General features: G+C 65.8%; 21 protein-coding genes. 8 read left to right on the top strand and 13 right to left on the bottom strand.

Annotated features, from left to right (window positions below):
* Window positions 1-10: 10 nt before the first annotated feature.
* Window positions 11-1036: a GTP 3',8-cyclase MoaA gene (moaA, locus tag U1739_RS04700; protein WP_332704471.1), complete on the bottom strand. Its 1026-nt coding sequence runs from the start codon at window positions 1034-1036 to the stop codon at window positions 11-13.
* Between the two features lie 126 nt (window positions 1037-1162).
* Between moaA and U1739_RS04695 the strand changes: the two genes are divergently transcribed.
* Window positions 1163-3145, top strand: a complete 1983-nt coding sequence (locus U1739_RS04695; protein ID WP_332704469.1) for a putative bifunctional diguanylate cyclase/phosphodiesterase — start codon at window positions 1163-1165, stop codon at window positions 3143-3145.
* A 146-nt stretch (window positions 3146-3291) separates the two neighbouring features.
* Here the strand turns inward: U1739_RS04695 and mfd are convergent, their stop codons facing one another.
* Together mfd and U1739_RS04685 are read right to left on the bottom strand one after the other, a co-directional pair.
* Window positions 3292-6849 (bottom strand): transcription-repair coupling factor, encoded by a 3558-nt coding sequence (gene mfd / locus U1739_RS04690; protein WP_332704467.1) that lies wholly within the window; start codon window positions 6847-6849, stop codon window positions 3292-3294.
* A 162-nt stretch (window positions 6850-7011) separates the two neighbouring features.
* Window positions 7012-7278, bottom strand: coding sequence for an FAD assembly factor SdhE (locus U1739_RS04685; protein WP_332704465.1), 267 nt, complete (start codon window positions 7276-7278; stop codon window positions 7012-7014).
* Between the two features lie 74 nt (window positions 7279-7352).
* Between U1739_RS04685 and recG the strand changes: the two genes are divergently transcribed.
* The gene (recG, locus tag U1739_RS04680; protein ID WP_332704463.1) at window positions 7353-9413 is read left to right on the top strand and encodes an ATP-dependent DNA helicase RecG; all 2061 of its coding nucleotides are present in this window, start codon (window positions 7353-7355) and stop codon (window positions 9411-9413) included.
* A 30-nt stretch (window positions 9414-9443) separates the two neighbouring features.
* On the opposite strand, the gene U1739_RS04675 is transcribed toward recG, so the two are convergent.
* The 6 genes from U1739_RS04675 to serS all read right to left on the bottom strand — a co-directional run bounded on the left by U1739_RS04675 (window position 9444) and on the right by serS (window position 14823).
* Window positions 9444-9758 (bottom strand): PilZ domain-containing protein, encoded by a 315-nt coding sequence (locus tag U1739_RS04675; RefSeq protein ID WP_332704461.1) that lies wholly within the window; start codon window positions 9756-9758, stop codon window positions 9444-9446.
* 137 nt (window positions 9759-9895) lie between these two features.
* Window positions 9896-11122: a tyrosine--tRNA ligase gene (gene tyrS, locus U1739_RS04670; RefSeq protein WP_332704459.1), complete on the bottom strand. Its 1227-nt coding sequence runs from the start codon at window positions 11120-11122 to the stop codon at window positions 9896-9898.
* 196 nt (window positions 11123-11318) lie between these two features.
* A complete protein-coding gene (locus U1739_RS04665; RefSeq protein ID WP_332704457.1) occupies window positions 11319-12380 on the bottom strand; it encodes a peptidoglycan DD-metalloendopeptidase family protein in 1062 nt (353 codons plus the stop codon).
* A gap of 8 nt (window positions 12381-12388) precedes the next feature.
* Window positions 12389-13153, bottom strand: a complete 765-nt coding sequence (gene surE / locus U1739_RS04660) for a 5'/3'-nucleotidase SurE (protein WP_332704455.1) — start codon at window positions 13151-13153, stop codon at window positions 12389-12391.
* 93 nt (window positions 13154-13246) lie between these two features.
* The gene (locus U1739_RS04655; RefSeq protein WP_332704453.1) at window positions 13247-13549 is read right to left on the bottom strand and encodes a DUF2513 domain-containing protein; all 303 of its coding nucleotides are present in this window, start codon (window positions 13547-13549) and stop codon (window positions 13247-13249) included.
* Window positions 13546-14823: a serine--tRNA ligase gene (serS, locus tag U1739_RS04650; RefSeq protein WP_332704451.1), complete on the bottom strand. Its 1278-nt coding sequence runs from the start codon at window positions 14821-14823 to the stop codon at window positions 13546-13548. Before serS ends, U1739_RS04655 begins: the two co-directional genes overlap by 4 nt.
* A gap of 93 nt (window positions 14824-14916) precedes the next feature.
* On the opposite strand from serS, the gene U1739_RS04645 reads away from it, so the two are divergent.
* Window positions 14917-15357, top strand: a complete 441-nt coding sequence (locus U1739_RS04645) for a host attachment family protein (protein ID WP_332704449.1) — start codon at window positions 14917-14919, stop codon at window positions 15355-15357.
* Between the two features lie 79 nt (window positions 15358-15436).
* Here the strand turns inward: U1739_RS04645 and U1739_RS04640 are convergent, their stop codons facing one another.
* Window positions 15437-16264 (bottom strand): hypothetical protein, encoded by an 828-nt coding sequence (locus U1739_RS04640; protein ID WP_332704447.1) that lies wholly within the window; start codon window positions 16262-16264, stop codon window positions 15437-15439.
* A gap of 460 nt (window positions 16265-16724) precedes the next feature.
* Here U1739_RS04640 and dksA point away from each other — a divergent pair, with 460 nt between their 5' ends.
* Both dksA and U1739_RS04630 read left to right on the top strand, forming a co-directional pair.
* Complete coding sequence (gene dksA, locus U1739_RS04635) at window positions 16725-17186, top strand: RNA polymerase-binding protein DksA (protein WP_332704445.1); 462 nt, start codon at window positions 16725-16727, stop codon at window positions 17184-17186.
* Window positions 17187-17285: 99 nt separating this feature from the next.
* Window positions 17286-17681 carry a PilZ domain-containing protein gene (locus tag U1739_RS04630; protein ID WP_332704443.1) on the top strand — a complete coding sequence of 132 codons (396 nt, stop codon included), beginning with the start codon at window positions 17286-17288 and terminating at the stop codon, window positions 17679-17681.
* Window positions 17682-17731: 50 nt separating this feature from the next.
* Here the strand turns inward: U1739_RS04630 and U1739_RS04625 are convergent, their stop codons facing one another.
* Entirely contained in the window at window positions 17732-17887 is a 156-nt protein-coding gene (locus tag U1739_RS04625) for a YdcH family protein (protein WP_332704441.1), read from the bottom strand.
* A 176-nt stretch (window positions 17888-18063) separates the two neighbouring features.
* Between U1739_RS04625 and U1739_RS04620 the strand changes: the two genes are divergently transcribed.
* Window positions 18064-18261, top strand: a complete 198-nt coding sequence (locus U1739_RS04620; protein WP_332704439.1) for a YdcH family protein — start codon at window positions 18064-18066, stop codon at window positions 18259-18261.
* 106 nt (window positions 18262-18367) lie between these two features.
* Window positions 18368-18802: a DUF1465 family protein gene (locus U1739_RS04615; protein ID WP_332704437.1), complete on the top strand. Its 435-nt coding sequence runs from the start codon at window positions 18368-18370 to the stop codon at window positions 18800-18802.
* A gap of 36 nt (window positions 18803-18838) precedes the next feature.
* Here the strand turns inward: U1739_RS04615 and U1739_RS04610 are convergent, their stop codons facing one another.
* Together U1739_RS04610 and U1739_RS04605 are read right to left on the bottom strand one after the other, a co-directional pair.
* On the bottom strand, window positions 18839-19798 hold the full coding sequence (locus U1739_RS04610; protein ID WP_332704435.1) for an NAD(P)H-dependent flavin oxidoreductase: 960 nt from the start codon (window positions 19796-19798) through the stop codon (window positions 18839-18841).
* A 37-nt stretch (window positions 19799-19835) separates the two neighbouring features.
* Window positions 19836-20360: a gamma carbonic anhydrase family protein gene (locus U1739_RS04605; RefSeq protein WP_332704433.1), complete on the bottom strand. Its 525-nt coding sequence runs from the start codon at window positions 20358-20360 to the stop codon at window positions 19836-19838.
* 233 nt (window positions 20361-20593) lie between these two features.
* Here U1739_RS04605 and U1739_RS04600 point away from each other — a divergent pair, with 233 nt between their 5' ends.
* On the top strand, window positions 20594-21478 hold the full coding sequence (locus U1739_RS04600; RefSeq protein ID WP_332704431.1) for a 5'-methylthioadenosine/S-adenosylhomocysteine nucleosidase: 885 nt from the start codon (window positions 20594-20596) through the stop codon (window positions 21476-21478).
* The last annotated feature ends 2 nt before the right edge of the window (window positions 21479-21480 follow it).

The following is a 21480-nucleotide window of genomic DNA, read 5'->3' as shown; positions in this document are numbered from 1 at the left end:
CCGACCTCCCTCAACCACCCGTCACGCTCATATGGCGGCTGACGGCGGGGGCGGTTGCGGCGATGTCGAATTCGTGGCGCTGTGGCTTGGTGCCCATGGCGGCGTCCAGCGCCGTATCTAGCCCGGCCACGCCCTGGGTGCGCAGGATCGTCTTGAGATCGACCTGATCGTCATGGCCGAGACAGGTATAGAGAATGCCCTCGGTGGTCAGCCGCACGCGGTTGCACGTGCTACAGAAATTGGCGGTGAGCGGAGAGATCAGACCAAGCCGGGTGTCGCTGCCGTCAACCCGCCAATAACGCGCCGGCCCGCCGCTATCGTGGGTGTCGCGGACCAGCGGGAAGGCGCCCTTCAACTCGTCGAGCACCGCCGTGAGCGGCAGGAAGCGGTCGGTACGGTCCTCGTCGATGGCGCCGAGCGGCATGGTCTCGATCAGCGTCAGGTCGAGCCCCTCGTCGCGGCACCAGGCCAGCATCGCGGCGATCTCGCGATCATTCTGCCCGTTCAGCGCGACCATGTTGATCTTGACCCGCAACCCCGCATCGCGCGCGGCGAAAATCCCGCCGATCACGCGCGCCACGTCGCCGTGGCGGGTGATATAGCGGAACAGCTCGGGATCGCGCGTGTCGAGGCTGACATTGATGCGGCGCAAACCGGCATCGACCAGCGCCGCGGCATGCTCAACCAAATGGTTGCCGTTGGTCGTCATGGTCAGCTCGTCGAGGCCGCCCGCCAACCCCGTAGCGCCGACATGACTGCCCAGCCGGCGCACGAGTTGTTCGACATCGCGACGCACCAGCGGTTCGCCGCCGGTCAGGCGAATCTTGCGGATCCCGCGGGCGATAAAGCGCTCCGCGATGATCGCCATTTCCTCGAGGCTGAGCACCGCCGCCTTGGGCAGGAAGGTCATATGCTCCGCCATGCAATAGCGGCAGCGCAGATCGCAGCGGTCGGTGACCGAAATGCGCAGATAGCTGATGGTCCGGCCATGGCCATCGATCAGGGGGCTGTCGATCGAGGTGGGCGCGCAGGACATGGGTGAGAGCTAAGCCTTTGAGGGGAGTGTAACAAGAGCGGGTGACGAGACGCCTTGTCCTTGGCGCGTAAACGTCAGAAGGTGACAGTCGGTGCCAAGGCAATTTTCGACGGGGACTGTTACGGGGTGAGCGACGTCAATCCGGCCCCGTTATACATATTGTCGTTCCGGCAGCGTGATGAACTGGCTGCGCTTGCCGCCGGGGCCGGCTGGCAGGTCGTCGCCGCGCGCCGTGCGGCAGGGGCCGAGCGTCGCTTCCTGGCCAGCGGGTCGGCCGTCGCGGTGGTCGATGCGCGCGGCGCACTAACTGAAGGGCTCGCCGCCGCCACCGCGCTCGACGGCGCGATCGGGTCGAACGGCGGCGCGATGCTGGCCCTGGTGTCGCGCGGCGACATCGCGGCGATCCCGCATTTCTACGATGCCGGCGCGACGCATTTCCTCGCCAGCCCGTTTAGCGAGGCGGAATTCGTCCAGGCGGTGCGCTTCGCCGGGCGCCACGCAACGCTCATGGCGGGCGACTGGCGCGCGACCGGGCCGGCCGATCCGCTGGGCTGGCGGCTCGATCTGCGCGCCGGCGCCATGCAACTCACCCCGGCGCTGGCGAAGCTGCTCCAGCTCGCCGAAGATACCGCGCCGCGCATCGTGCTGCGCGCGTTGGACGCAGCCGAGCGCCGCACCGCGGTGCTCGCACTGCGCCGGCTGGCGACGCGGTCGGCCACCGCATTTGCCCACGATATCGATGGCCTCGGGCGGGTCGTGCAGCATTTGCAATACGATCCCGAGGCGCAGCGTATCGATGCCTTGGTCGAGCCGCTGGGCAGCGCGCCGGATTCGGCCGCGGCGATGCGCGATGCGCTGGCCAGCGGCCGTGATGCCGGCGGCGCGCGGCGCTGGGTCGAGCGCCGGCTGGCAGCCGGCGGGCCGCTCTCCGCCGTGCTCGTCGCGCTCAACCGCTTCGAAGTGGTCAACACCGCTTATGGGCGCGCGGCCGGCGATGCGTTGCTGCGCGGCGCGCACCGCCGGATCGAACAGGCGGCGGCGGAGACGTTGGAAAAAGGCGCTTTGGTCGCGCGCATGGGCGGGTCGGAATTCCTCGTCGCCACCGATCAGGGACGCGACCGGATCGATCTCGCGGTCGAGCGGATCGTCGGTGCAATGGCCAAGCCGTTCGTCGTCGGCGATTCGATCGCCGTGCTCGGCTGCCGCATCGGCATGGCGGAACGCGGCGAGGGCGACGATGCCGCTTCGCTGTTGCGCCGGGCGAGCGAGGCGCTGGCCGATGCCAAGGCGTCCGACAGTGCGACCTTGCGCGTCGCCGATGCGGGGGAGGAGGATGCGCCGATCGATCGCCTCGCTGCCGAACTCGGCCCGGCGATCGATCATGGCGAGATCGACACCTTGTTTCAGCCGCAAGTGGCGATGGCCAATGGCGCGATCGTCGGGGTCGAGGCGCTGGCGCGGTGGGAGCATGCCACGCTCGGCACGATCGGCGCGGACCTGCTGTTCGCCGCCGCCGCGCGCGCCGATCTGGAGATCGCCTTGTCCGATCATATCCAGCGCATCGTGCTGGAGCGCGCGGCCGCCTGGCCACGGATCCTGGCGGGTCTGCGCCTGTCGCTCAACCTCACCGCGGGCGATATCGCGCGGCCGGGCTTTGCCGATCTGTTCCTCGATCGCATCGACAGCAGCGGCTTCCCGCGCACGCGGCTGACGCTGGAGATTACCGAGAGCGGGCTGATCGAGGATCTCAACGTGGCCGCCACCTTGCTGACCACGTTTCGCTCGGCCGGCTGCCGCATCGCGATCGACGATTTCGGCACCGGCTATTCGAGCCTCGCTTATCTCAAGTCGCTGCCGCTCGATTATCTCAAGATCGACAAGAAGCTGGCGCAGGACATTACCGGCACGGTGCGCGACCGCGTCGTGGTGCGCGGCGTGATCGACATGGCGCGCTCGCTGGGGCTGTCGGTAATCGCCGAGGGCGTGGAAACGGAGGAACAGCTCGAACTATTGGCTAAGGAAGGGTGCCAATATTATCAGGGCTTCCTGTGTTCGGAGGCCATTTCGAGCGTGGCGCTGGCGGCCCTGATGGAGCGCGCTACCCCATAGCCCAACACCCTATCGCTTCCCCGGCGGACGCCGGGGCCCAGTCGTGGCGTAGAATGTAACCGGCGCTGCGCGTAGTCATTTCGGCCATCGCGACTGGGCCCCGGCCTCCGCCGGGGAAGCGTAAGGAGAGGGGCGCACCGCGCGCCTTAGCCCGCCGCCCGCGCCAGCCCCTTGGACAGTTGCAGCGCGCCGTGCAGCCGTGCCTTGGGATCGCCCCACACGCGGTTGACCACCAGCTTGCTGTCCGGCCGCAACCGCGCCACGCCATCGAGCTTCTGCACCCAGGCGAGCAGCCCCTCGATATTGGGCGGCGTATCGTTCTGGAATGTCACCAACGCGCCCTTCGGCCCGACATCGATCTTCGACACGCAGGCCTTCTTGGCTTGCATCTTGATCTCGATGATGCGGATCAAATTCTCGGTCGCGCTCGGCAGCGGGCCGAAGCGATCGATCATCTCGGCGGCAAAGGCTTCCACGCCGTCCTGGTCCTCGACATCGTTGAGGCGGCGATACAGGCCCATGCGCAGATCGAGATCGGGGACATAATCCTCCGGGATGAGGATCGGCGCGTCGATCGTGATCTGCGGCGAAAAGTCCTTCGGGCGCAGTCGCTGGCCGCCGGCCTTGGCCTCCATGATCGCCTCTTCCAGCATCGACTGGTAGAGTTCGTAGCCGACTTCCTTGATATGGCCCGACTGTTCGTCGCCGAGCAGATTGCCCGCGCCGCGGATATCGAGATCATGGGATGCGAGCTGGAACCCGGCACCTAGGCTGTCGAGATCGGACAGCACCTTCAGCCGCTTCTCCGCCGTCTCGGTGACGATGCGGTTGGGCGGCGTGGTCAGATAGGCATAGGCGCGCGTCTTCGCCCGCCCGACGCGCCCGCGCAGCTGGTACAGCTGCGCCAGGCCGAAGCGATCGGCGCGGTGGATGATCATCGTGTTGGCGCTCGGAATATCCAGCCCGCTCTCGACGATCGTGGTCGAGATCAGCACCTCGAATTTCTTGTCGTAAAAGGCCGACATGCGCTCCTCGACCTCGGTCGCCGACATCTGCCCATGCGCGACGACAGCGCGCACTTCCGGCACATGATCGCGCATGAACGCCTCGATTTCCGGCACATCCGCCACCCGCGGCGTGACGAAGAAGCTCTGCCCGCCACGATAATGTTCGCGCAGCAACGCCTCGCGCAGCACCACCGGATCCCACGGCATGATATAGGTGCGCACCGCCAGGCGATCGACCGGCGGCGTCTGGATCACCGACAGCTCGCGCAGGCCGGACATGGCCATCTGCAGCGTGCGCGGAATCGGCGTCGCGGTCAGCGTCAGCACGTGGACGTCGGTCTTGAGCGATTTCAGCCGCTCCTTGTGCGTGACCCCGAAGCGCTGCTCCTCGTCGACCACCACCAGGCCCAGCCGCTTGAAGTCGATCGACTTGGCGAGGATCGCGTGCGTGCCGACGACGACGTCCATCTGCCCGTCGGCAAGCTTCTCCTTGGTCGCCTTGGTCTCGGCCGCCGGCACCAGCCGCGACAGCCGCCCGACATTGATCGGGAAGCCTTCGAACCGCGCGGTGAAATTGTTGAAATGCTGCCGCGCGAGCAGGGTGGTGGGGCACACGATTGCTACTTGGAGGCCGCCCATCGCCGCCGCGAACGCCGCGCGCAACGCCACCTCGGTCTTGCCGAAGCCGACATCGCCGACCACCAATCGGTCCATCGGCGTGCCCTTGCTCAGATCGCCGAGCACGTCGTTGATCGCGCGGTCCTGGTCCTCGGTCTCCTCGTACGGGAAGCGATCGACGAACTGCGCATAGCTGCTGTCCGCCTCGATCACGTCGGCCGGCCGCGTCGCGCGTTCCGCGGCCGTCGCGATCAGCTCGCCGGCGATCTCGCGGATCCGCTCCTTCATCTTCGACTTGCGGCGCTGCCACGCCTCGCCACCCAGGCGATCGAGGCTCGCGCCGTCGCTGTCCGAGCCGTAGCGCGACAGCACTTCGAGATTCTCGACAGGCACAAACAATTTGTCGCCACCGGCATAAGTGAGCGCGACGCAATCGTGCGGGCTCTTGCCGACGGGAATCGAGGTCAGCCCCTCATAGCGCCCGATGCCGTGATCGGCGTGCACGACGAGATCGCCCGGCGTGAGCATCGCCAGTTCGGCGAGGAAGGCGTCGGCCGATTTCTTGCGCTTCTTGCGGCGCACGAGCCGGTCGCCAAGCATGTCCTGCTCGGTGAGAAGCGCGACGTCAGGGGTAGCGAAGCCATGATCGAGCTGGAGCACCAACAGCGCGACGCTGCCTGTCCCCCTCCCGCTTGCGGGAGGGGCTAGGGGAGGGCCTGTATCCTCGCCCGCCTTGCGCTTGACGACAGGCCCTCCCCCAGCCCCTCCCGCAAGCGGGAGGGGAGCAGTCACTCCCAGCGCTTCCTGCCACGTATCCACCTTGACCGCGCCAGTCAGGCCATGATCCGCCAGCAACGAGGCCAGCCGCTCGCGCGCGCCGATCGAATAGCTTGCCAGGATCGGCTTCTTGCCGTCGCGCTGGACGGTGCGCAGGTGATGCACCACCGCCTCGTACACGTTCGCGCCAGCCGAGCGCTCCGCGCCGAAGTCGCGCGGTCCATCGACGTTGAAATCGAGCACGGTTGCGCTCTCGGGCTCATGGAATTGCGACGTCTGATGCGTCGGCATCCCCTCCGCCCGCTCGGCAAATTCCTTGGCGGTCAGGTACAGCGCATCCGCCGGCAGGGGACGATAGCTGCCGGGATCGCTGACCTGCGCCTTCACCCGGTTGCCGTGATAATCGGTGATCGCCTCGAAGCGCTGCTCCGCCGCGGCGATCACGCCGCTGTCGCGCAGCACCACGGCACCGTCGCCGAGATGGTCGAACAAGGTGGCCATCTTGTCTTCGAACAGCGGCAGCCAATGCTCCATCCCCGCCAGCCGCCGGCCTTCGCTGATCGCCTGGTACAGCGGATCGCCGGTCGCGGTCGCGCCGAAACGCTCGCGGTAGCGCGTGCGGAATCGTTTGATACTGTCCTCGTCGAGCAACGTCTCCGACGCCGGCAGCAGCGTGAAGCCTTCGACGCGGCCCGTGGTGCGCTGGTCCTGCGGATCGAAGGTGCGCACCGATTCGATCTCGTCGCCGAAGAAATCGAGCCGCAGCGCATGGTCCTCGCCGCTCGGGAACAGATCGACGAGGCCGCCGCGCACCGCGAACTCGCCCGAATCCGCCACCGTCTCGACGCGGACATAGCCGTTGGCCTGCAGCATCATCGCCAGCTTGTCGCGATCGATCCGTGCTTTCGGCGCCAGCGTGGTGACGAGCTGGCGGATGCGGAACTGCGTCAATGTGCGCTGCGCCGCGGCGTTGGCGGTGGTGACGAGCAGCTGCGGCTTCTTGGTCGGCTGCTGCAAGCGGTGCAGCGTCGCCATGCGCTCGGCCATCACGTTCAGCGTCGGGCTGGCGCGATCGTACGGCAGGCAATCCCAGGCCGGGAAGGCTAGCACTTCCAATTCGGGCGCGAACACCTGCGCGGTCGCGGAAATGGCGCGCATCGCCACTTCGTCCGGCGCGATGAACACCGCGCGGGCAGGGGCTGCGCGGGCGAGATCGGCGAGCAGCCACGGCTCGAACCCGGTGGGCACGCCGGATAGCGTCAGCGGCTTCTTCGCGGCCAGGATTTTCTTCAGGTCGGGCATTCGGTTTCCATATTCACCGCTTCATCCGTCACCGCTTCCCCGGCGAAGGCCGGGGCCCAGTCGCGGAACAGAAGTTGGAGAGCGCTACGCGAAGTAACATCGACCTTCGCGACGGGGCCCCGGCCTCCGCCGGGGAAGGATTCGATTAATTAGGGCGCAGAGTCACTCAGCAATTGGCACGTAATTCAGCGTCTTCAGCGCCGTCACGATCGACCCCTGATACCGCTCGGGCGCCACTTCCGTCCCGATCGCCCAGGCCATGATATCCACGTCCTGTTCCTCCAGCAGTTCCTCGAACAGCACCATCTCGGCCTCGTCCCAGCCGCGCCCATGCGCGTCGAAGAACCCGCCGATCAGCAGATCCGCTTCCTTCACGCCGCGGTGATGCGCGCGGTAGTGCAGGCGTTTGAGACGTGTTTCGCGATCCATCCGAACTCCAACGGCAATTGCCCGGCGGGCGTCTGGCAACGCACGCCGGGTGAGGCTAGAGGACACAGATAGTCATGCGGCCCGATATCCTCAATCCATTGTTCGCCGAAGTCACGGCGCTGAAGGGCATCGGCCCGGGCCTGGCCAAGCCGCTCGACCGGCTCGGCCTTGCCCGGAACGTCGATATCGCCTTCCATCTGCCGACCGGCTGGATCGATCGCGTGCCCCGCACCGAGCTCGACATGGCCGATGCCGGGCGCACCATCGCCATCACGCTGACGCCGCAAAGCTATCGCTTGGGCAACGGCCGCGGCCCGACGCGCGTCCAGGCCAGCGATGCGCTCGGCAATTTCGTCAGCCTGGTCTATTTCGGCGGCCATCCCGGCTGGGCCAAGAAGCTCGCGCCGATCGGCGAGCCGCGCCGCGTGTCGGGGCGGCTGGAGATGTACGGGCAAGAACTGCAGATCGTGCACCCCGATTACTGCCTGCCGCTCGAGGAAGCGCCGGACGTCGCCACCCGCGAATCGATCTATCCCTTGTCCGAAGGCATCACCTCGCGCCGCATGGGGCAGCTCGTCGAGCAGGCGCTGGAGCGCGCGCCGGACCTGCCCGAATGGATCGAGCCCGGCCTGCTGGCCAAACGCGGCTGGCCGAGCTGGCGCGAGGCGCTGGCCCGCATCCACGCCGATTCGTCCGACGCCATGGCGCGCGAGCGGCTCGCTTATGACGAGGTGTTCGCCAATCAGCTCGCGCTCACGCTCGTGCGGCAATCGTCGCGCGCCCGGCGGGGCCGGGCGCTGGCCGGCGACGGTCGCCTGCGCGATGCGCTGAAATTGCCCTATCAACTAACCGGCGCCCAGGCCCGCACGGTGCGCGAGGTCGAGGGGGATCTCGCCCAGGAGCAACCGATGCTGCGCCTGCTGCAAGGCGATGTCGGTTCGGGCAAGACGCTCGTCGCGGCGATGGCGCTGCTCATGGCGGTCGAGGCCGGCGCGCAAGGCGCCTTGCTCGCCCCGACCGAAATCCTCGCCCGCCAGCATTACGAGACGTTGCGCCGCCAGCTCGCCGGCTTGCCGGTCGAAATCGCCATCCTCACCGGCCGCGACAAGGGCAAGGTGCGTGAGGCCACGCTGATGGGCCTCGCCTCCGGCGCGATCCATATCCTGATCGGCACGCACGCCATCTTCCAGGATACGGTGACCTACAAGGATCTCGGCCTGGTCGTGGTCGACGAGCAGCACCGTTTCGGCGTTGCCCAGCGCATGATGCTGCAGGCCAAGGCGAAAGCCGCGCCGCATCTGCTCGCCATGACCGCCACGCCGATCCCGCGCACGCTGACACTGGCCAATTACGGCGAGATGGATGTCAGCATGCTCGATGAGATGCCGCCGGGCCGCCAGCCGATTGAGACCCGCGTCATTTCCGAGGATCGCCTGCCCGACATGGTCGATGCGCTCGCGCGGCACCTGTCCGACGGTGGCCAGGCTTACTGGGTCTGCCCGCTGGTGGAGGAAAGCGCCAAGAGCGATCTCGCCGCCGCCGAGGACCGCGCGGAAACCTTGCGCGCCCGCTTCGGCGATCGCGTCGGCCTGGTCCACGGCCGCATGAAGGGCGCGGAAAAGGACGCGGTGATGGCCGAATTCGCCGCCGGCCGCATCGGCGTGCTGGTCGCGACGACGGTGATCGAGGTCGGCGTCGACGTGCCCAACGCTACCCTGATCGTGATCGAAGCTGCCGACCGCTTCGGCCTGGCCCAGCTCCACCAGCTGCGCGGCCGCGTCGGGCGGGGCAGCGGCAAGTCGAACTGTCTGCTGATCCGCGGCAATGCGCTGAGCGAAACCTCGCGCGCGCGCTTGGCGCTGATGCGCGAGACGACCGACGGTTTCCGCATCGCCGAGGAAGATCTGCGCCTGCGCGGTGCCGGTGAATTGCTCGGCACCAAGCAATCGGGCGAAGCGGCGTTCCGCATCGCCACGCCGGAAATGCTCGGCGAGTTGCTGCCGATCGCGACCGACGATGCACGCCTGCTGATCGATCGCGACGGTGGCCTCGATGCGCCGCGCGGGCAGGCGGCCAGGACGGCATTATACCTATTCGAGCGCGAAGCCGGCGTGGCGTTGCTCCGCAGCGGCTAACTATTCCCGCCCGGCACGGGGCGGAAGTGATTACCGGTGCTCGAGCGCCGCCAGCAATGCGTAATATTGCGCCAGCGGCACCGCCGCATCCAGCTCGCAGCCGATCCGCCCGCCGAGCGACCAGCGTACCGCCGCTGCCACCACGCCGACCACCGGCAAGGTGATCTGCAATCGGGCGCCGACCGCCATGGCGCCATCGTACCGGGCCATTAGCCCCTGTGCGGAAATGTTGACGATGAGCAGCGATAGGTGCTGCGCATCCGGCCCCAGCGCTCGCGCGCGGTAATGCACTTCGTCGCGTACCGACGCGCGATGGTCGGCCCAGGCCGTATTGTCTAACGCCATATGATCCCCGCAATGATCCTGCGGCGAGCCTATGAGCCGGGTGTGAAGCAGGTTGGAAAGAACGAGCTTAGCGCCGCGCTAACCAAAATTTGTTAGGAAAAAGAAGCCATGTAAAACCGAAACGGGGTCAATAGCGGCTAGCCGGCGATCAGCAGCCCGTGATTTTTCTTGCCCGCCGCGATCGGCACCGGCTCGGCCCCGACAGTGATCAGCTTCGCCTCGTCCTCGACCTTCTCCCCGCCCAGCCGCGCGCCGCCGCCCTGGATCAACCGCCGCGCCTCGCCTTTGGACTTGGCGAAACCGATCCCGATCAACGCATCGACGATGCTGATCTCGCCGGCCACGACGAAGGTCGGCAGCGTGCCGCCCGCCGTGCCTTCCTCGAACGTGCGCCGCGCGGTCTCGGCCGCTTCGTCCGCCGCCGCCTGCCCGCGGCACATCGCGGTCGCGGCGTTGGCGAGGATTTTCTTGGCCTCGTTGATTTCCGCGCCGGGCAGCGCCTCGAGCCGCGCGATCTCGTCGAGCGGGAGATCGGTGAACAGCCGGAGGAAGCGGCCGACATCGCGGTCATCGGTGTTGCGCCAGAATTGCCAATAATCGAAATGCGGCAATTGGTCCTCATGCAGCCAGACCGCGCCCGACATCGTCTTGCCCATCTTGCCACCATCGGCGGTGGTGATCAGGGGCGTGGTGATGCCGTACACTTCCGCGCCGTCCATGCGCCGCGCGAGCTCGATGCCGTTGACGATATTGCCCCATTGATCGCTGCCGCCCATCTGCAACCGGCAGCCGGCGCGGCGCGACAGTTCGAGGAAATCATAGGCCTGCAGGATCATGTAGTTGAATTCGAGGAATGAGAGCGACTGCTCGCGATCGAGCCGCAATTTGACCGAATCGAAGCTCAGCATGCGGTTGACCGAGAAATGCTGGCCGACGTCGCGCAGGAACGGAATATATTCCAGCGCATCGAGCCATTCGGCATTGTCGAGCATCACCGCATCGGTCGGCCCGTCACCGAACACTAGGAAGCGTTCGAAGATGCGCTTGATCGAGGCGACATTGGCCTGGATGCCGTCATGGCCGAGCAGCTTGCGCGCTTCGTCCTTGAAGCTCGGATCGCCGATCTTGCCGGTGCCGCCGCCCATCAGCACGATCGGCTTGTGCCCGCTCTGCTGCAGGCGACGCAGCAACATGATCTGCACGAGGCTGCCGACATGCAGCGACGGCGCGGTCGGATCGAAACCGATATAACCGGGCACGATCTGCTTGTTGGCGAGCGTATCGAGCGCCGCCGCGTCGGTCGTCTGGTGGATATAGCCGCGCTCGGCGAGCGTGCGCAGGAGGGGGGAGGTGTGCTCGGTCATGGTAGCAGCGGTTAGCATGCGCCGTCCAAAATGCACTACCTGCCTTGCGGTGCCGTCACGCGCCATTACGCTTGCCCGGCGAAGGCTGGGGCCAGTCGCGGAACGCCGGATGTCGTGCGCTGCGCTAAGGTACCACCACCTTCCCAACTGGGCCCCGGCCTTCGCCGGGGAAGCGCCTTGGCTTTTGGTGCTGCCGTTAAACCCCCGGCAATTGCGGCAACGGGTTCACCGGCGTCCGCCCTTTGCGCATTTCGAAATGCACTTCCGGGCGATCCGCGAAGCCCGAATCCCCCGATTCCGCGATCGTCTGGCCGCGCTTCACGGCCTGGCCGCGCCGCACCAGCAATTTGCTGGCATGGCCGTATACCGTCGTCCAGCCACCGCCGTGCTTGACGATCACCAGCCCGCCCAGAGCGGCGATCTCATCCCCGGCATAGGCGACGACGCCGTCGGCCGCGGCCTTGATCGGCGTGTCGAGCGGCACCGCGATCTTGATGCCGTTATTCTTCTCGCCGCTCGCGCCCGGGCCGAAGCGACCGACCACCTTGCCGTGCACCGGCCACACGAACGCGCCGCTGAACCGCGTCGGCTCGGCGACCGGCGTGGTGGCGGGCAGCACGCGCGCTGCCGACGCCGTGGCCTTGGCCGGGCGCTCGGTCAGGGCGATCGCCGGGCTGCTGCCGGTGACGAGATCGTCGACGTCGAGCCGAAACGCGGACGCGCGTTCCTCCATGCTGGTGCGGCCCGGGGCGGTGCCCGGGATCAGTACGCGCATGCCGACGCGCAGCACATAGGGTTCGCTCAAATCGTTGGCGGTAACGATGCGCGACCAATCGATGCCATAGGCGCGCGCAATGGCGATCCCGGTCTCGCCAGCGCGGACCAGATGATAGCGCCCGGCGGGGATCGCCAGCCGCTGGCCGACGCGGATCGTGTAGGGCGGGGGGATGCCGTTGGCCCGTGCGATCGCCTCGGAACCGGCACCGGTGCGCTCGGCAATGGCGCGCAGCGTGTCGCCGGGCCGCACATTATAGCTCGTCGCGTCGATCTGGCGCGCATCGGCGACCACCGGCCGTGCCTGCCAGGCGGGCGGCGCGCTCGGCAAGGTGACCACCTCGTCATTGGCAGGGCGCTGCTGGGGCGGCGGATCGTAGCGCGGATAGTCGGCCCGCGGCGCCGGGCGGTCGCCCCCGCCGGGTATGCAGGCGCACAGCGGCAAGGCCGCCGCCATCCCCAGAAACCTGCTGCTTGCCCCCATGTGGTATCCTATCGGTATGCGGCGTTAAGCATATCGAACGATGCATAGTGCGTCAGGTCAAGGTGCAGTGGCGTTACCGCGACATAGCCGTCGGCCACCGCTTCGAGATCGGTGGCGTGCGCCGGCGTCTGGATCACCGGCCCGAGCGAGAACCAGTGATAGTCGTAGCCGCGCGGATCGCGCCGCGTGTCGACCTGCAGCCGTCCATAATCGCGAAACCCCTGATGCGCGACGCGAACGCCCTTTACCGCAGCGGCAGCGCCTGCGGGGAAGTTGATGTTGATTAAGGTGCGCGGCGTGAGCGGCGCATCGATCAACGGGCGCAGCACACGCTCGCCCCACGCCGCGGCCGCCTCGAACGGCACCGTATCGCCCATGCCCTGGCGGGCATAGACCTGGCTCAGCGCGATCGAGCGCACGCCGGCCAGCGCGCCTTCCATTGCGGCGGAAACGGTGCCCGAATAGGTCACGTCCTCGGCCAGGTTGGCGCCGCGATTGACGCCGGAGAGGATCAGGTCCGGCGGGCTGTCCTTCATGATCCGCGCCAGCGCCATCATCACCGCATCGGTCGGCGTGCCGGCGACGGCATAGCGCTTCTCGCCATGCTTGCGCACGCGGATCGGCCGGCTCAGCGTCAGCGAATGGCCCGCGCCGGATTGCTCCTCGGCCGGGGCGACAATCCAGATGTCGTCGGAAAAGGCGGCGGCAATGGTCTCGAGGATCTTCAGCCCCGGCGCATGATAGCCATCGTCGTTGGTTATCAGAATGCGCATCAGGATCCTATCGTTAGCCCAGCTTCGCGAAGGCCACTGCGCGCGATTGATTTTGCCACTTCAATTACAAAGTCAAAGCCAGCGCCACCCACTTTATTGAACCCCCGCTTTTGTCTTCTTCCAAACCTTTGGATCACGTATCGCGTCTAGATACTCGTGTCCTTTCCAGCTCAGATCAAAAACCAGCACGTTGTAAATGCGATCTGGATTCGTCTTGCTCCGTGTCGGCTCACACGAAAAGAACCCCGCCTCAGTCATCGTGATGAAATGTTTCCGACGCTCCGACGTATCGGGATGTTCCGGAACAATGGCCTCTTCCATCCAAACGCCTTCGGGACCATCCTTCGCTTCAACGGCGAGAAGAATTGCCCTTACTAAATCCATATCTCTTTTCATGCCGGCTCCAGCCGGTTGAGCCCCTTCAGATACGGCTGCAACACGTCCGGAATCGCCACCGATCCATCCTCCTGCTGGTAATTCTCCAGCACCGCGACGAGCGTACGCCCTACCGCCAGCCCCGAGCCATTCAGCGTGTGCACGAACTTCGTCGCCTTCTCCCCCTCAGGGCGATAGCGCGCATTCATGCGCCGCGCCTGAAAATCCGTGCAGGTCGAGCAGCTCGAAATCTCGCGGTAGCGCGCCTGGCCCGGCAGCCATACTTCGAGATCATAGGTGCGTGCCGCGGTGAAGCCCATGTCGCCGGTGCACAGTTTCATGCGGCGGAACGGCAGGCTAAGCGCGTCGAGCAGCCCTTCGGCACAGGCAGTCATGCGCTCATGTTCGGCTTCGGACGCGTCGGGCGTGACGATCGAGACCATCTCGACCTTTTCGAACTGATGCTGGCGGATGAAGCCGCGCGTATCGCGCCCGGCCGCCCCGGCTTCGGACCGGAAGCAGGGGGTCAGCGCGGTGAAACGCAGCGGCAATTGCTGTGCGGCCAGGATCTGCTCGCGCACGATATTGGTCAGGCTGACCTCGGCGGTGGGGATCAGCCAGTGATCGTCGCCCGCCTTGAACAGGTCTTCGGCGAATTTGGGCATTTGCCCGGTGCCGAACAGCGTGTCGTATTTGACCAGCAGGGGCGGCGCGCATTCTTCGTAGCCGTGGCTGGAGGTCAGCGTATCCAGCATGAATTGCCCCAGCGCGCGGTGCAGCCTGGCCGCCGCGCCGCGTACCAGGGTGAAGCGCGCGCCGGACATCGCTGCGCCGGTCTCGAAATCGAGCCCGAGCGGCGGGCCGATATCGTCGTGCAGCTTGGGCGCGAAGGCAAAGCTGCGCGGGGCGCCGCGTTCGTGGACGAACTGGTTGTCATCCTCGTCCGCCCCTTCCGCCACGTCGCCGAGCGGCAAATTGGGGATCGCCGCGAGCAGCCCGGTCAGCTGATCGCCGAGCGTCCTTTCCTCTGCCTCGACGGCCGGCAAGCGCTCCTTGAGCGTTGCGACTTCCGCCATCAGCGCACTCGCCGTGGCCTCGTCCTTCTGCGCCTTGGCGGCGCCGATCGCCTTGGACGCCTCGTTGCGCCGCGCCTGGCCGATCTGTGCCTCGGTGATCAACGCGCGGCGGCGTTCGTCGAGCGCAACCAGCTCGGCCGCCGATGGCGCGATGCCACGCTTGGCCAGCGCGGCGTCAAAAGCTTGCGGGTTTTCACGGATCTGGCGGATATCATGCATGGGCGGGGCTATGCCGTCGCGGCCAGCCCCGCGCAACCCAGGCCGCATACGAGGCGTTACCCTTCCTACAGATCAACAAAAAAAGGATATTCTATGCAGGTCGCGCACAAGTCCGTCGTCGTCGTCGCCGATGGTCGCAAGATGCTGTTCCTCCGCAACGAGGGCGATGCCGTGCATCTCAACCTCGTCGTCGAACGGGCGGTCGAGCAGGACAATCCCAGCGATGGCGAGCAGAAATCCGATCATGCCGGCCGGTCCTCGTCGAGCGTCGGCGGCGGGCAGAATTCGATGCAGGAGGTCGATTTCCACCAGCTCGAGGAGAATCGCTTCGCCGCGGAAACCGCCGACCTGCTCAAGCGCCGCGCGTTGAAGAACGATTTCGATTCGCTGATCATCATCGCCCCGCCGCGCACGCTGGGCGAACTGCGCAAACATTATCACAAGGAAGTCAGCCAGCGCCTGACCGGCGAGCTCGACAAGGATCTGACCGGCCATCCGATCGACCAGATCGAAAAGCTGTTGCTGGCCGCCTGACCGGCGCGCCGGTCCCGGTCACAAAAATGGGCTCCCGTTGCGGCGGGAGCCCTTGTCGTATCGACCGATCTGTCCGCCGTTAGACGGCGAGCACGGTCTTCTTGGTAAACCGCTTGCGCGCCACCAGGGCTGCGGCGGCCGCGCCGAACAGCAACACCATCGGCGGGGCCGGAACCGGCGACGGGCCGGGGCCGGGCGGCACGGGCGGGCCCGGATGCGGACCGGGGCCGGGATGCGGCTTGGGCGGCTTCGGCGGGATCGGCCAGTTGTTGTTTTCGTTGTGATTATGGTTGTTGTTATTGTTATTATTGTTGTTGTGATTCTCGTTATTATTATTGTTATTGTTTTCGTTATTATTGTTATTATTGTTGTTATTATTGTTGTTGTTCTCTTGGTCCTGGTGTTGATCCTGGTCCTGATGCTGTTCGTTATTGTTGTCGATGTCGATATTGGTGCCACCGGTCGACGACACCACGATGCTGCCGCCGCCGGACCCGCCGCCGCCGCCGCCAAAGCCACCGCCGAACCCGCCGCCGCCGCCACTAAAGCCGCCGCTGCCGCCGATCACGGCCAGCCCGCCGCCGCTGCCGCCGCCCGACACGATGGGGATCTCACCGCTCGAGCCCAGGCCAGCATAGGCCACCGGGGGCAGCGGGATCGGCGCGCCCTGGCTGGTCACCGTGACCACTGCCGGCGGGCAGGCAGCGCGCGTCTGCGTGACGACTCGGCGCACCCGGCTGACCGGACGCTTCACCGCCGCAACCTTGCGCACGACGCGCTTGGTCTGCTTCTGGGCGATCGCCTGGCGCGATCGCGCGCCCTCCGCGACATGCACTGCACCGCCGCCGATCAGCGCGCCGCCACAGGTGCACGCGCATAATTTCGCCAAGGCCATCCGCACTGACATGATGTCACTCTCTCGCTAAACGGCTGCAGGAATACTGCGCCGATTGATCAACAGCTATGCCGCCGCTATTTCGCTAAAGTGCCGAACAAACGATTAAGTTCAAGCACGTTAACCAGGAATTACGCCGCAATAGCAGGGATTTTCCCAATGCCAACGCCGGTAACATGGTTACCGTGCCGCGATGGGACGGGCCATGCCGTTATTATGCCCGCCATTAACCAAGCCCGTTAACAGCATCGGGCCTTGCCGCCACCCCAAAAGGCGACGGTGCCGCCGAGCGCGGTTCACGAAACTGCAACGCGGGCGTGATTAGGGCCGCACCATCACACTTGATCCAGCTTGTGTCGGGATTGCTTGTGGGATGCGTGGCGCCCCGTTATAGGCGCCTTCATCAAGGGGTTGGGCAGACACGATGGGCAAGAGGCGCACAAGCGCCCGTTTCATCGTCGGGGAGAGTGGGATGGCGACGGTCTTGAATCGATTGGACGAATCCGAAAAGTCGATGGCTCCGGCCAATGACCAGGGTGGTTATCGCCCCGGTCCCGACGAAGAATTCATGAACCCCAAGCAGGCGGAATATTTCCGCGACAAGCTGCAGGCATGGAAAGATGCGATCCTGCGCGAAGCCGCGGGCACGCTATCGCAATTGCAGGTCGATTCGCTGCGCGAGGCGGATCTCACCGATCGCGCGTCGAGCGAGACGGATTGGTCGATCGAGCTGCGCACGCGCGACCGTCAGCGCAAGCTGATCTCCAAGATCGACGCCGCGATGCGCCGCATCGACGATGGCGAATATGGCTATTGCGAAGTGACCGGCGAACCGATCAGCCTGGCGCGACTGGAAGCGCGGCCGATCGCGACGATGACGGTAGAGGCGCAGGAGCGGCACGAGCGCAACGAGAAAGTGTCGCGCGAGGATTGATCGGGCGGCGGTTCACGCATCGTTACGGGGCAGCGTTAAGCGCTTAGAGACTATTTCCGGTCTATAAGGTGCCGAACGGAGGTCGGCTCGAGCATTCTAATGGACCAATTTCCTCACGATACCTTTGAAGGCCTTGCCGCGGAAGATCCCGCGCGCAATCGCTCCGAATCGCGCGACAGCCTGTTTCTGATGGCGGATCTGCGCGTGGCGGGCAGCGCGACGGCGCAGCAAGTTCGCGTGCGCAATCTGTCGACCGGCGGCTTGATGGCCGAATTGCCCACCGGCCTGCCCCAGGGCGTGGAAGTGGAAGTGGATGTCCGCGGCATCGGCTGGGTCACCGGCCATATCGCCTGGTCGGCGGCGGGTCGGGTCGGCATCGCCTTTGTCAGCCCGATCGATCCGATGATGGCGCGCAAGCCGGTCAGCGGCGCAGCCAAGGGTGGCGTGCATATCGCCTCGAAAGTATTCGTAAAGCCGCTATCGCCGCGCCGCTAAGCCGGTTGCGGATCCCCGCACGAGGGTGATCCCCGTGCGAGGCGCCGGCGCTATTGCGCGGTCATTTCCTCTTTGAGGCGGAGTTTCTGTTTCTTCAGGGCGGCAAGCGCCGCGGTGTCGGGCAGGGGGCGCTGCGCTTCGGCGGCAATCTGACGGTCGAGGCCGGCATGTTTGGCTTCAAGGGCTGAGAAATGTGCGGTCTGCATCGAAGCAATCCTCCTTCAGGTCCTGTGCGGGGGATTCAGGAAAACATATCACAAGTTAATTGTCTCCCTGCGTTTGTCGCACATTCGACGGCACGAACGGTTTTTCCCGTCAAACCGTTTTGGGCGTTCGCCGCGGCCGCGCGATGCGCTAAGGTCGGTCCCGGAGTGGGGGATCGATGGACGACACGCAGCTTGCCAAGCGGCTCGAGATGCTACGCACCGAGCATCGCGATCTCGATTCGGCGATCGCCGCCCTGATCGAGAGCGGGTCGAGCGATCAGTTGCAACTTGCCCGGCTGAAGAAGCGCAAGCTGCGGCTGCGCGACGAGATCGGCATGCTCGAGGATCAATTGGTGCCTGATATCATCGCCTGATCCGCTTTGGCACAGCGGACCATGAATTATTGTTGCTTAGCCACTGTCGTTAACCGCTCCACCATGGCATTTTTGGCGCATGAGGGGGCTCGTCACAGGATCGCGCATGAAACGCCGCTTGATCGACACATTGTATGTCGAGGCGATGGTGCTTGCCGACGAAGCACGGAGCTATTTCGATGAAACCGGCCGGCTGGAGCGTGAATTGCTCGATCCGATGGCGCGCGTGGCCTTTTCCTGTGAATCGCTGAAAGTCACGACGCGGTTGATGCACGTCATTGCCTGGTTGTTGACGCAGCGCGCGGTGGATGCCGGCGAGTTGCGCATCAGCGATGCGCTCGATCCGTCGCGGCGACTAGGGCCGGCGCCGACGAGCGATCCCGCGGCGATCGCGGCGATGCCCCATCAGGCGGGCACGATGATCGCCTCGAGCGTCGATCTGTACCGGCGCGTCGCCCGGCTGGATGAATCGCAGACCGCGTCGGCCGTACCGGCCAGCCCGGCGCGGTCGATGCTCGACCGGTTGGCGACGGCGTTCTGAGCTTTTAGCCCCCTTGGCAATGGGGGCAGGCGGCGATCACAGCGCCAATCGCGCCCGCGCCGCCAGATATTCGCGCTCCATCCGATCGACCCGCATGGCGACGGATTCGATCGCGGTGACCGCGCCGATGCCCTGGCCCGATCCCCAGATTTCCTTCCACGCCTTGGGCTTGGCGCCGTTGCCGGTGCCGAAATCCATCGTCTTGAGATCGCCTTCGGGCAAATTGTCCGGATCCATGCCGGAGGCGGCGATCGAACTACGCAGATAATTGCCGTGCACGCCGGTAAACAGATTGGAATAGACGATGTCCGCTGCCTTGGAGGCGACGATCGAATCCTTGTACGCCGGCTCGGCATTGGCCTCGGTCGTGGCGATGAACGGCGACCCGATATAGGCCAGATCGGCGCCCATCGCGAGCGCGGCCAGCACCGCGTCGCCGGTGGCGATCGATCCCGACAGCGCCAGCGGGCCATCGAACCATTGGCGGATTTCCTGGATGATCGCGAAGGGCGATAGCCGCCCGGCATGGCCGCCGGCGCCGGCGGCGACCGCGATCAGCCCGTCGGCGCCCTTTTCGATCGCCTTGCGCGCGAAACGATCGTCGATCACGTCGTGCAACGCGATCCCGCCCCAGCCATGCACCGCGGTGTTGAGATCTTCGCGCGCGCCGAGCGAGGTGATCACGATCGGCACCTGCCATTTGGCGCAGGTCGCCAGATCCGCCTCGAGCCGCTCGTTCGATTTGTGCACGATCTGGTTGACCGCAAACGGCGCGGCGGGGCGCGTCGGGTTATCGCGATTCCATGCCGCCAGTTCCTCGGTGATGCGGTGCAGCCATTCGTCGAGCTGCGCCTGCGGCCGCGCGTTCAGCGCGGGGAACGAACCGACGATTCCGGCCTTGCACTGGGCGATGACTAGGTCGGGGCCGGAGATGATGAACAGCGGCGAGCCGACGATCGGCAGCCGCAGGTTTTGCAGGATGGCGGGTAAGGTCATGACTACGTTTCATAGCGCAACCGATATCACTGTCCAGTCACTCGACCAGCTTCAGCCCGGTGGCGCAGGCATGTGCTTTCTCGACATAATGCTGCGCCGACACCAGCAGCATCGCCTGCGCGGTATCGTCGAGCTGCCGCACCGCGCGCGCCGGGCTGCCGACGATCAGGCTGCCGGGGGGAAAAGTCTTGCCTTCGGTGACCAACGCGCCCGCGCCGACGATCGATCCTGCGGCAATCACCGCGCGATTGAGCACGATCGCGCCCATGCCGATCAACACGCGATCCTCGATCGTGCAGCCGTGCAGGATGGCGTGATGCCCGATCGTGCAATCGGCACCGATGGTCAGCGGCGCACCCGGATCGGAATGGCACATGGCGCCTTCCTGGATGTTGCTGCGCGGCCCGACGATCATCGGCGTGTTGTCGCCACGGATCACCGCACCGAACCAGACATTGGCGTCCTCGCCCAACTGGACGTCGCCGATCAGGTCGGCACTAGGGGCGATCCAGGCGCCAGGCGCGAGGGTGGGACGCTTTCCGTCGAGTTCGTATTTGGACATGCCGGCTCTCCTGCTTTTGGGCTGACTAGCATGGACGGGGGCATTCTACTCTCCCGATCGCGCTTCCCCGGCGAAGGCCGGGGCCCAGTCGGGAAACAGAAGAAAACATGGCGCTGCGCGACGTAACCTCTGCCATTTCGACTGGGCCCCGGCCTCCGCCGGGGAAGCGAAGGGGGAGATAAGCGCCAACTCACCCGCTTGCTGCGCAGCGCTTTCCCCGCCATCGCTCGCCCATGACCGAAAAGCGCGACTCCCAGCCCCGCATCGCCGTGATGACCGCCTTCCCGCCGGAATGGGCCGCCCTGGTCGACAGCGTCGAGACCCCACACGAGACCCGCATCAACGGCCTGACGATCCTCACCGGCACGCTCGCCGGCAAGCCGGTCGTGCTGTTGCAAAGCGGCATCTCGATGGTCAATGCGGCGATGAACACGCAGTTGTTGATCGATCGCTTCGCCGTCACAAGCATTGTCTTCTCCGGCATCGCCGGCGGGGTCGATCCGGAACTGTCCATTGGCGACGTCTGCGTGCCCCAAAAATGGGGCCAGAATTTCGAAGTCGCCTATGCGCGCCAGACGGCGGATGGCTTCGACCCGCCGACCGGGCTGCCCGGCGGCACCGACCTCCCCGGCCACGGCGCGCTTTTCCCGCGCGACGTGCTGGTTGGCAATGCCGACGATCCCGTCGTCGAGCGCCGCTGGTTCAAGGCCGACCCCGATCTGGTCGCATTGGCCGGGCGGGTAGGGGCCGATGTACAGCTGGAACGCTGCCTGTCCGCCGAAGCAGGGCAAGAGCCGCACTGCCTCGATCATCAGCCGGCCGTGATCCTCGGCGGCAATGGTGTCAGCGGCCCGGCCTTCGTCGACAATGCTGCCTATCGCCAATATCTGGCCGACGTCTACGAAGCGCGGGTAGTCGATATGGAAAGCGCCGCCGTGGCGCAGGTGGCCTATGCCAATCAAGTGCCGTTTGTCGTGTTCCGCAGTGTTTCCGATCTCGCCGGCGGTGATGCCGGTACAAACCAGATGCTGACCTTCATGGGCCTCGCCGCAAGCAATTCCGCCCACCTCGTCCGCGCGTTCGTCGCGGCGATGCCGAGCCCTTTGAGTGCCGCCTAACC

The organism is Parasphingomonas puruogangriensis (genome assembly GCF_036663635.1).
In the GTDB taxonomy this organism is placed as follows: Bacteria; Pseudomonadota; Alphaproteobacteria; order Sphingomonadales; family Sphingomonadaceae; genus Sphingomonas.
Note: the sequence above shows the minus strand (reverse complement) of the source record. Positions and strands in the feature narration are given on the sequence as shown.

Excerpts from the sequence above, each read along its gene's own strand:
- moaA (WP_332704471.1), bottom strand. The coding sequence starts at position 1,036 with ATGTCCTGCGCGCCCACCTCGATCGACAGCCCCCTGATCGATGGCCAT.
- mfd (WP_332704467.1), bottom strand. The coding sequence starts at position 6,849 with ATGCCCGACCTGAAGAAAATCCTGGCCGCGAAGAAGCCGCTGACGCTA.
- U1739_RS04685 (WP_332704465.1), bottom strand. The coding sequence starts at position 7,278 with ATGGATCGCGAAACACGTCTCAAACGCCTGCACTACCGCGCGCATCAC.
- recG (WP_332704463.1), top strand. The coding sequence starts at position 7,353 with ATGCGGCCCGATATCCTCAATCCATTGTTCGCCGAAGTCACGGCGCTG.
- U1739_RS04675 (WP_332704461.1), bottom strand. The coding sequence starts at position 9,758 with ATGGCGTTAGACAATACGGCCTGGGCCGACCATCGCGCGTCGGTACGC.
- tyrS (WP_332704459.1), bottom strand. The coding sequence starts at position 11,122 with ATGACCGAGCACACCTCCCCCCTCCTGCGCACGCTCGCCGAGCGCGGC.
- U1739_RS04665 (WP_332704457.1), bottom strand. The coding sequence starts at position 12,380 with ATGGGGGCAAGCAGCAGGTTTCTGGGGATGGCGGCGGCCTTGCCGCTG.
- surE (WP_332704455.1), bottom strand. The coding sequence starts at position 13,153 with ATGCGCATTCTGATAACCAACGACGATGGCTATCATGCGCCGGGGCTG.
- U1739_RS04655 (WP_332704453.1), bottom strand. The coding sequence starts at position 13,549 with ATGAAAAGAGATATGGATTTAGTAAGGGCAATTCTTCTCGCCGTTGAA.
- serS (WP_332704451.1), bottom strand. The coding sequence starts at position 14,823 with ATGCATGATATCCGCCAGATCCGTGAAAACCCGCAAGCTTTTGACGCC.
- U1739_RS04645 (WP_332704449.1), top strand. The coding sequence starts at position 14,917 with ATGCAGGTCGCGCACAAGTCCGTCGTCGTCGTCGCCGATGGTCGCAAG.
- U1739_RS04640 (WP_332704447.1), bottom strand. The coding sequence starts at position 16,264 with ATGTCAGTGCGGATGGCCTTGGCGAAATTATGCGCGTGCACCTGTGGC.
- dksA (WP_332704445.1), top strand. The coding sequence starts at position 16,725 with ATGGCGACGGTCTTGAATCGATTGGACGAATCCGAAAAGTCGATGGCT.
- U1739_RS04630 (WP_332704443.1), top strand. The coding sequence starts at position 17,286 with ATGGACCAATTTCCTCACGATACCTTTGAAGGCCTTGCCGCGGAAGAT.
- U1739_RS04625 (WP_332704441.1), bottom strand. The coding sequence starts at position 17,887 with ATGCAGACCGCACATTTCTCAGCCCTTGAAGCCAAACATGCCGGCCTC.
- U1739_RS04620 (WP_332704439.1), top strand. The coding sequence starts at position 18,064 with ATGGACGACACGCAGCTTGCCAAGCGGCTCGAGATGCTACGCACCGAG.
- U1739_RS04615 (WP_332704437.1), top strand. The coding sequence starts at position 18,368 with ATGAAACGCCGCTTGATCGACACATTGTATGTCGAGGCGATGGTGCTT.
- U1739_RS04610 (WP_332704435.1), bottom strand. The coding sequence starts at position 19,798 with ATGACCTTACCCGCCATCCTGCAAAACCTGCGGCTGCCGATCGTCGGC.
- U1739_RS04605 (WP_332704433.1), bottom strand. The coding sequence starts at position 20,360 with ATGTCCAAATACGAACTCGACGGAAAGCGTCCCACCCTCGCGCCTGGC.
- U1739_RS04600 (WP_332704431.1), top strand. The coding sequence starts at position 20,594 with ATGACCGAAAAGCGCGACTCCCAGCCCCGCATCGCCGTGATGACCGCC.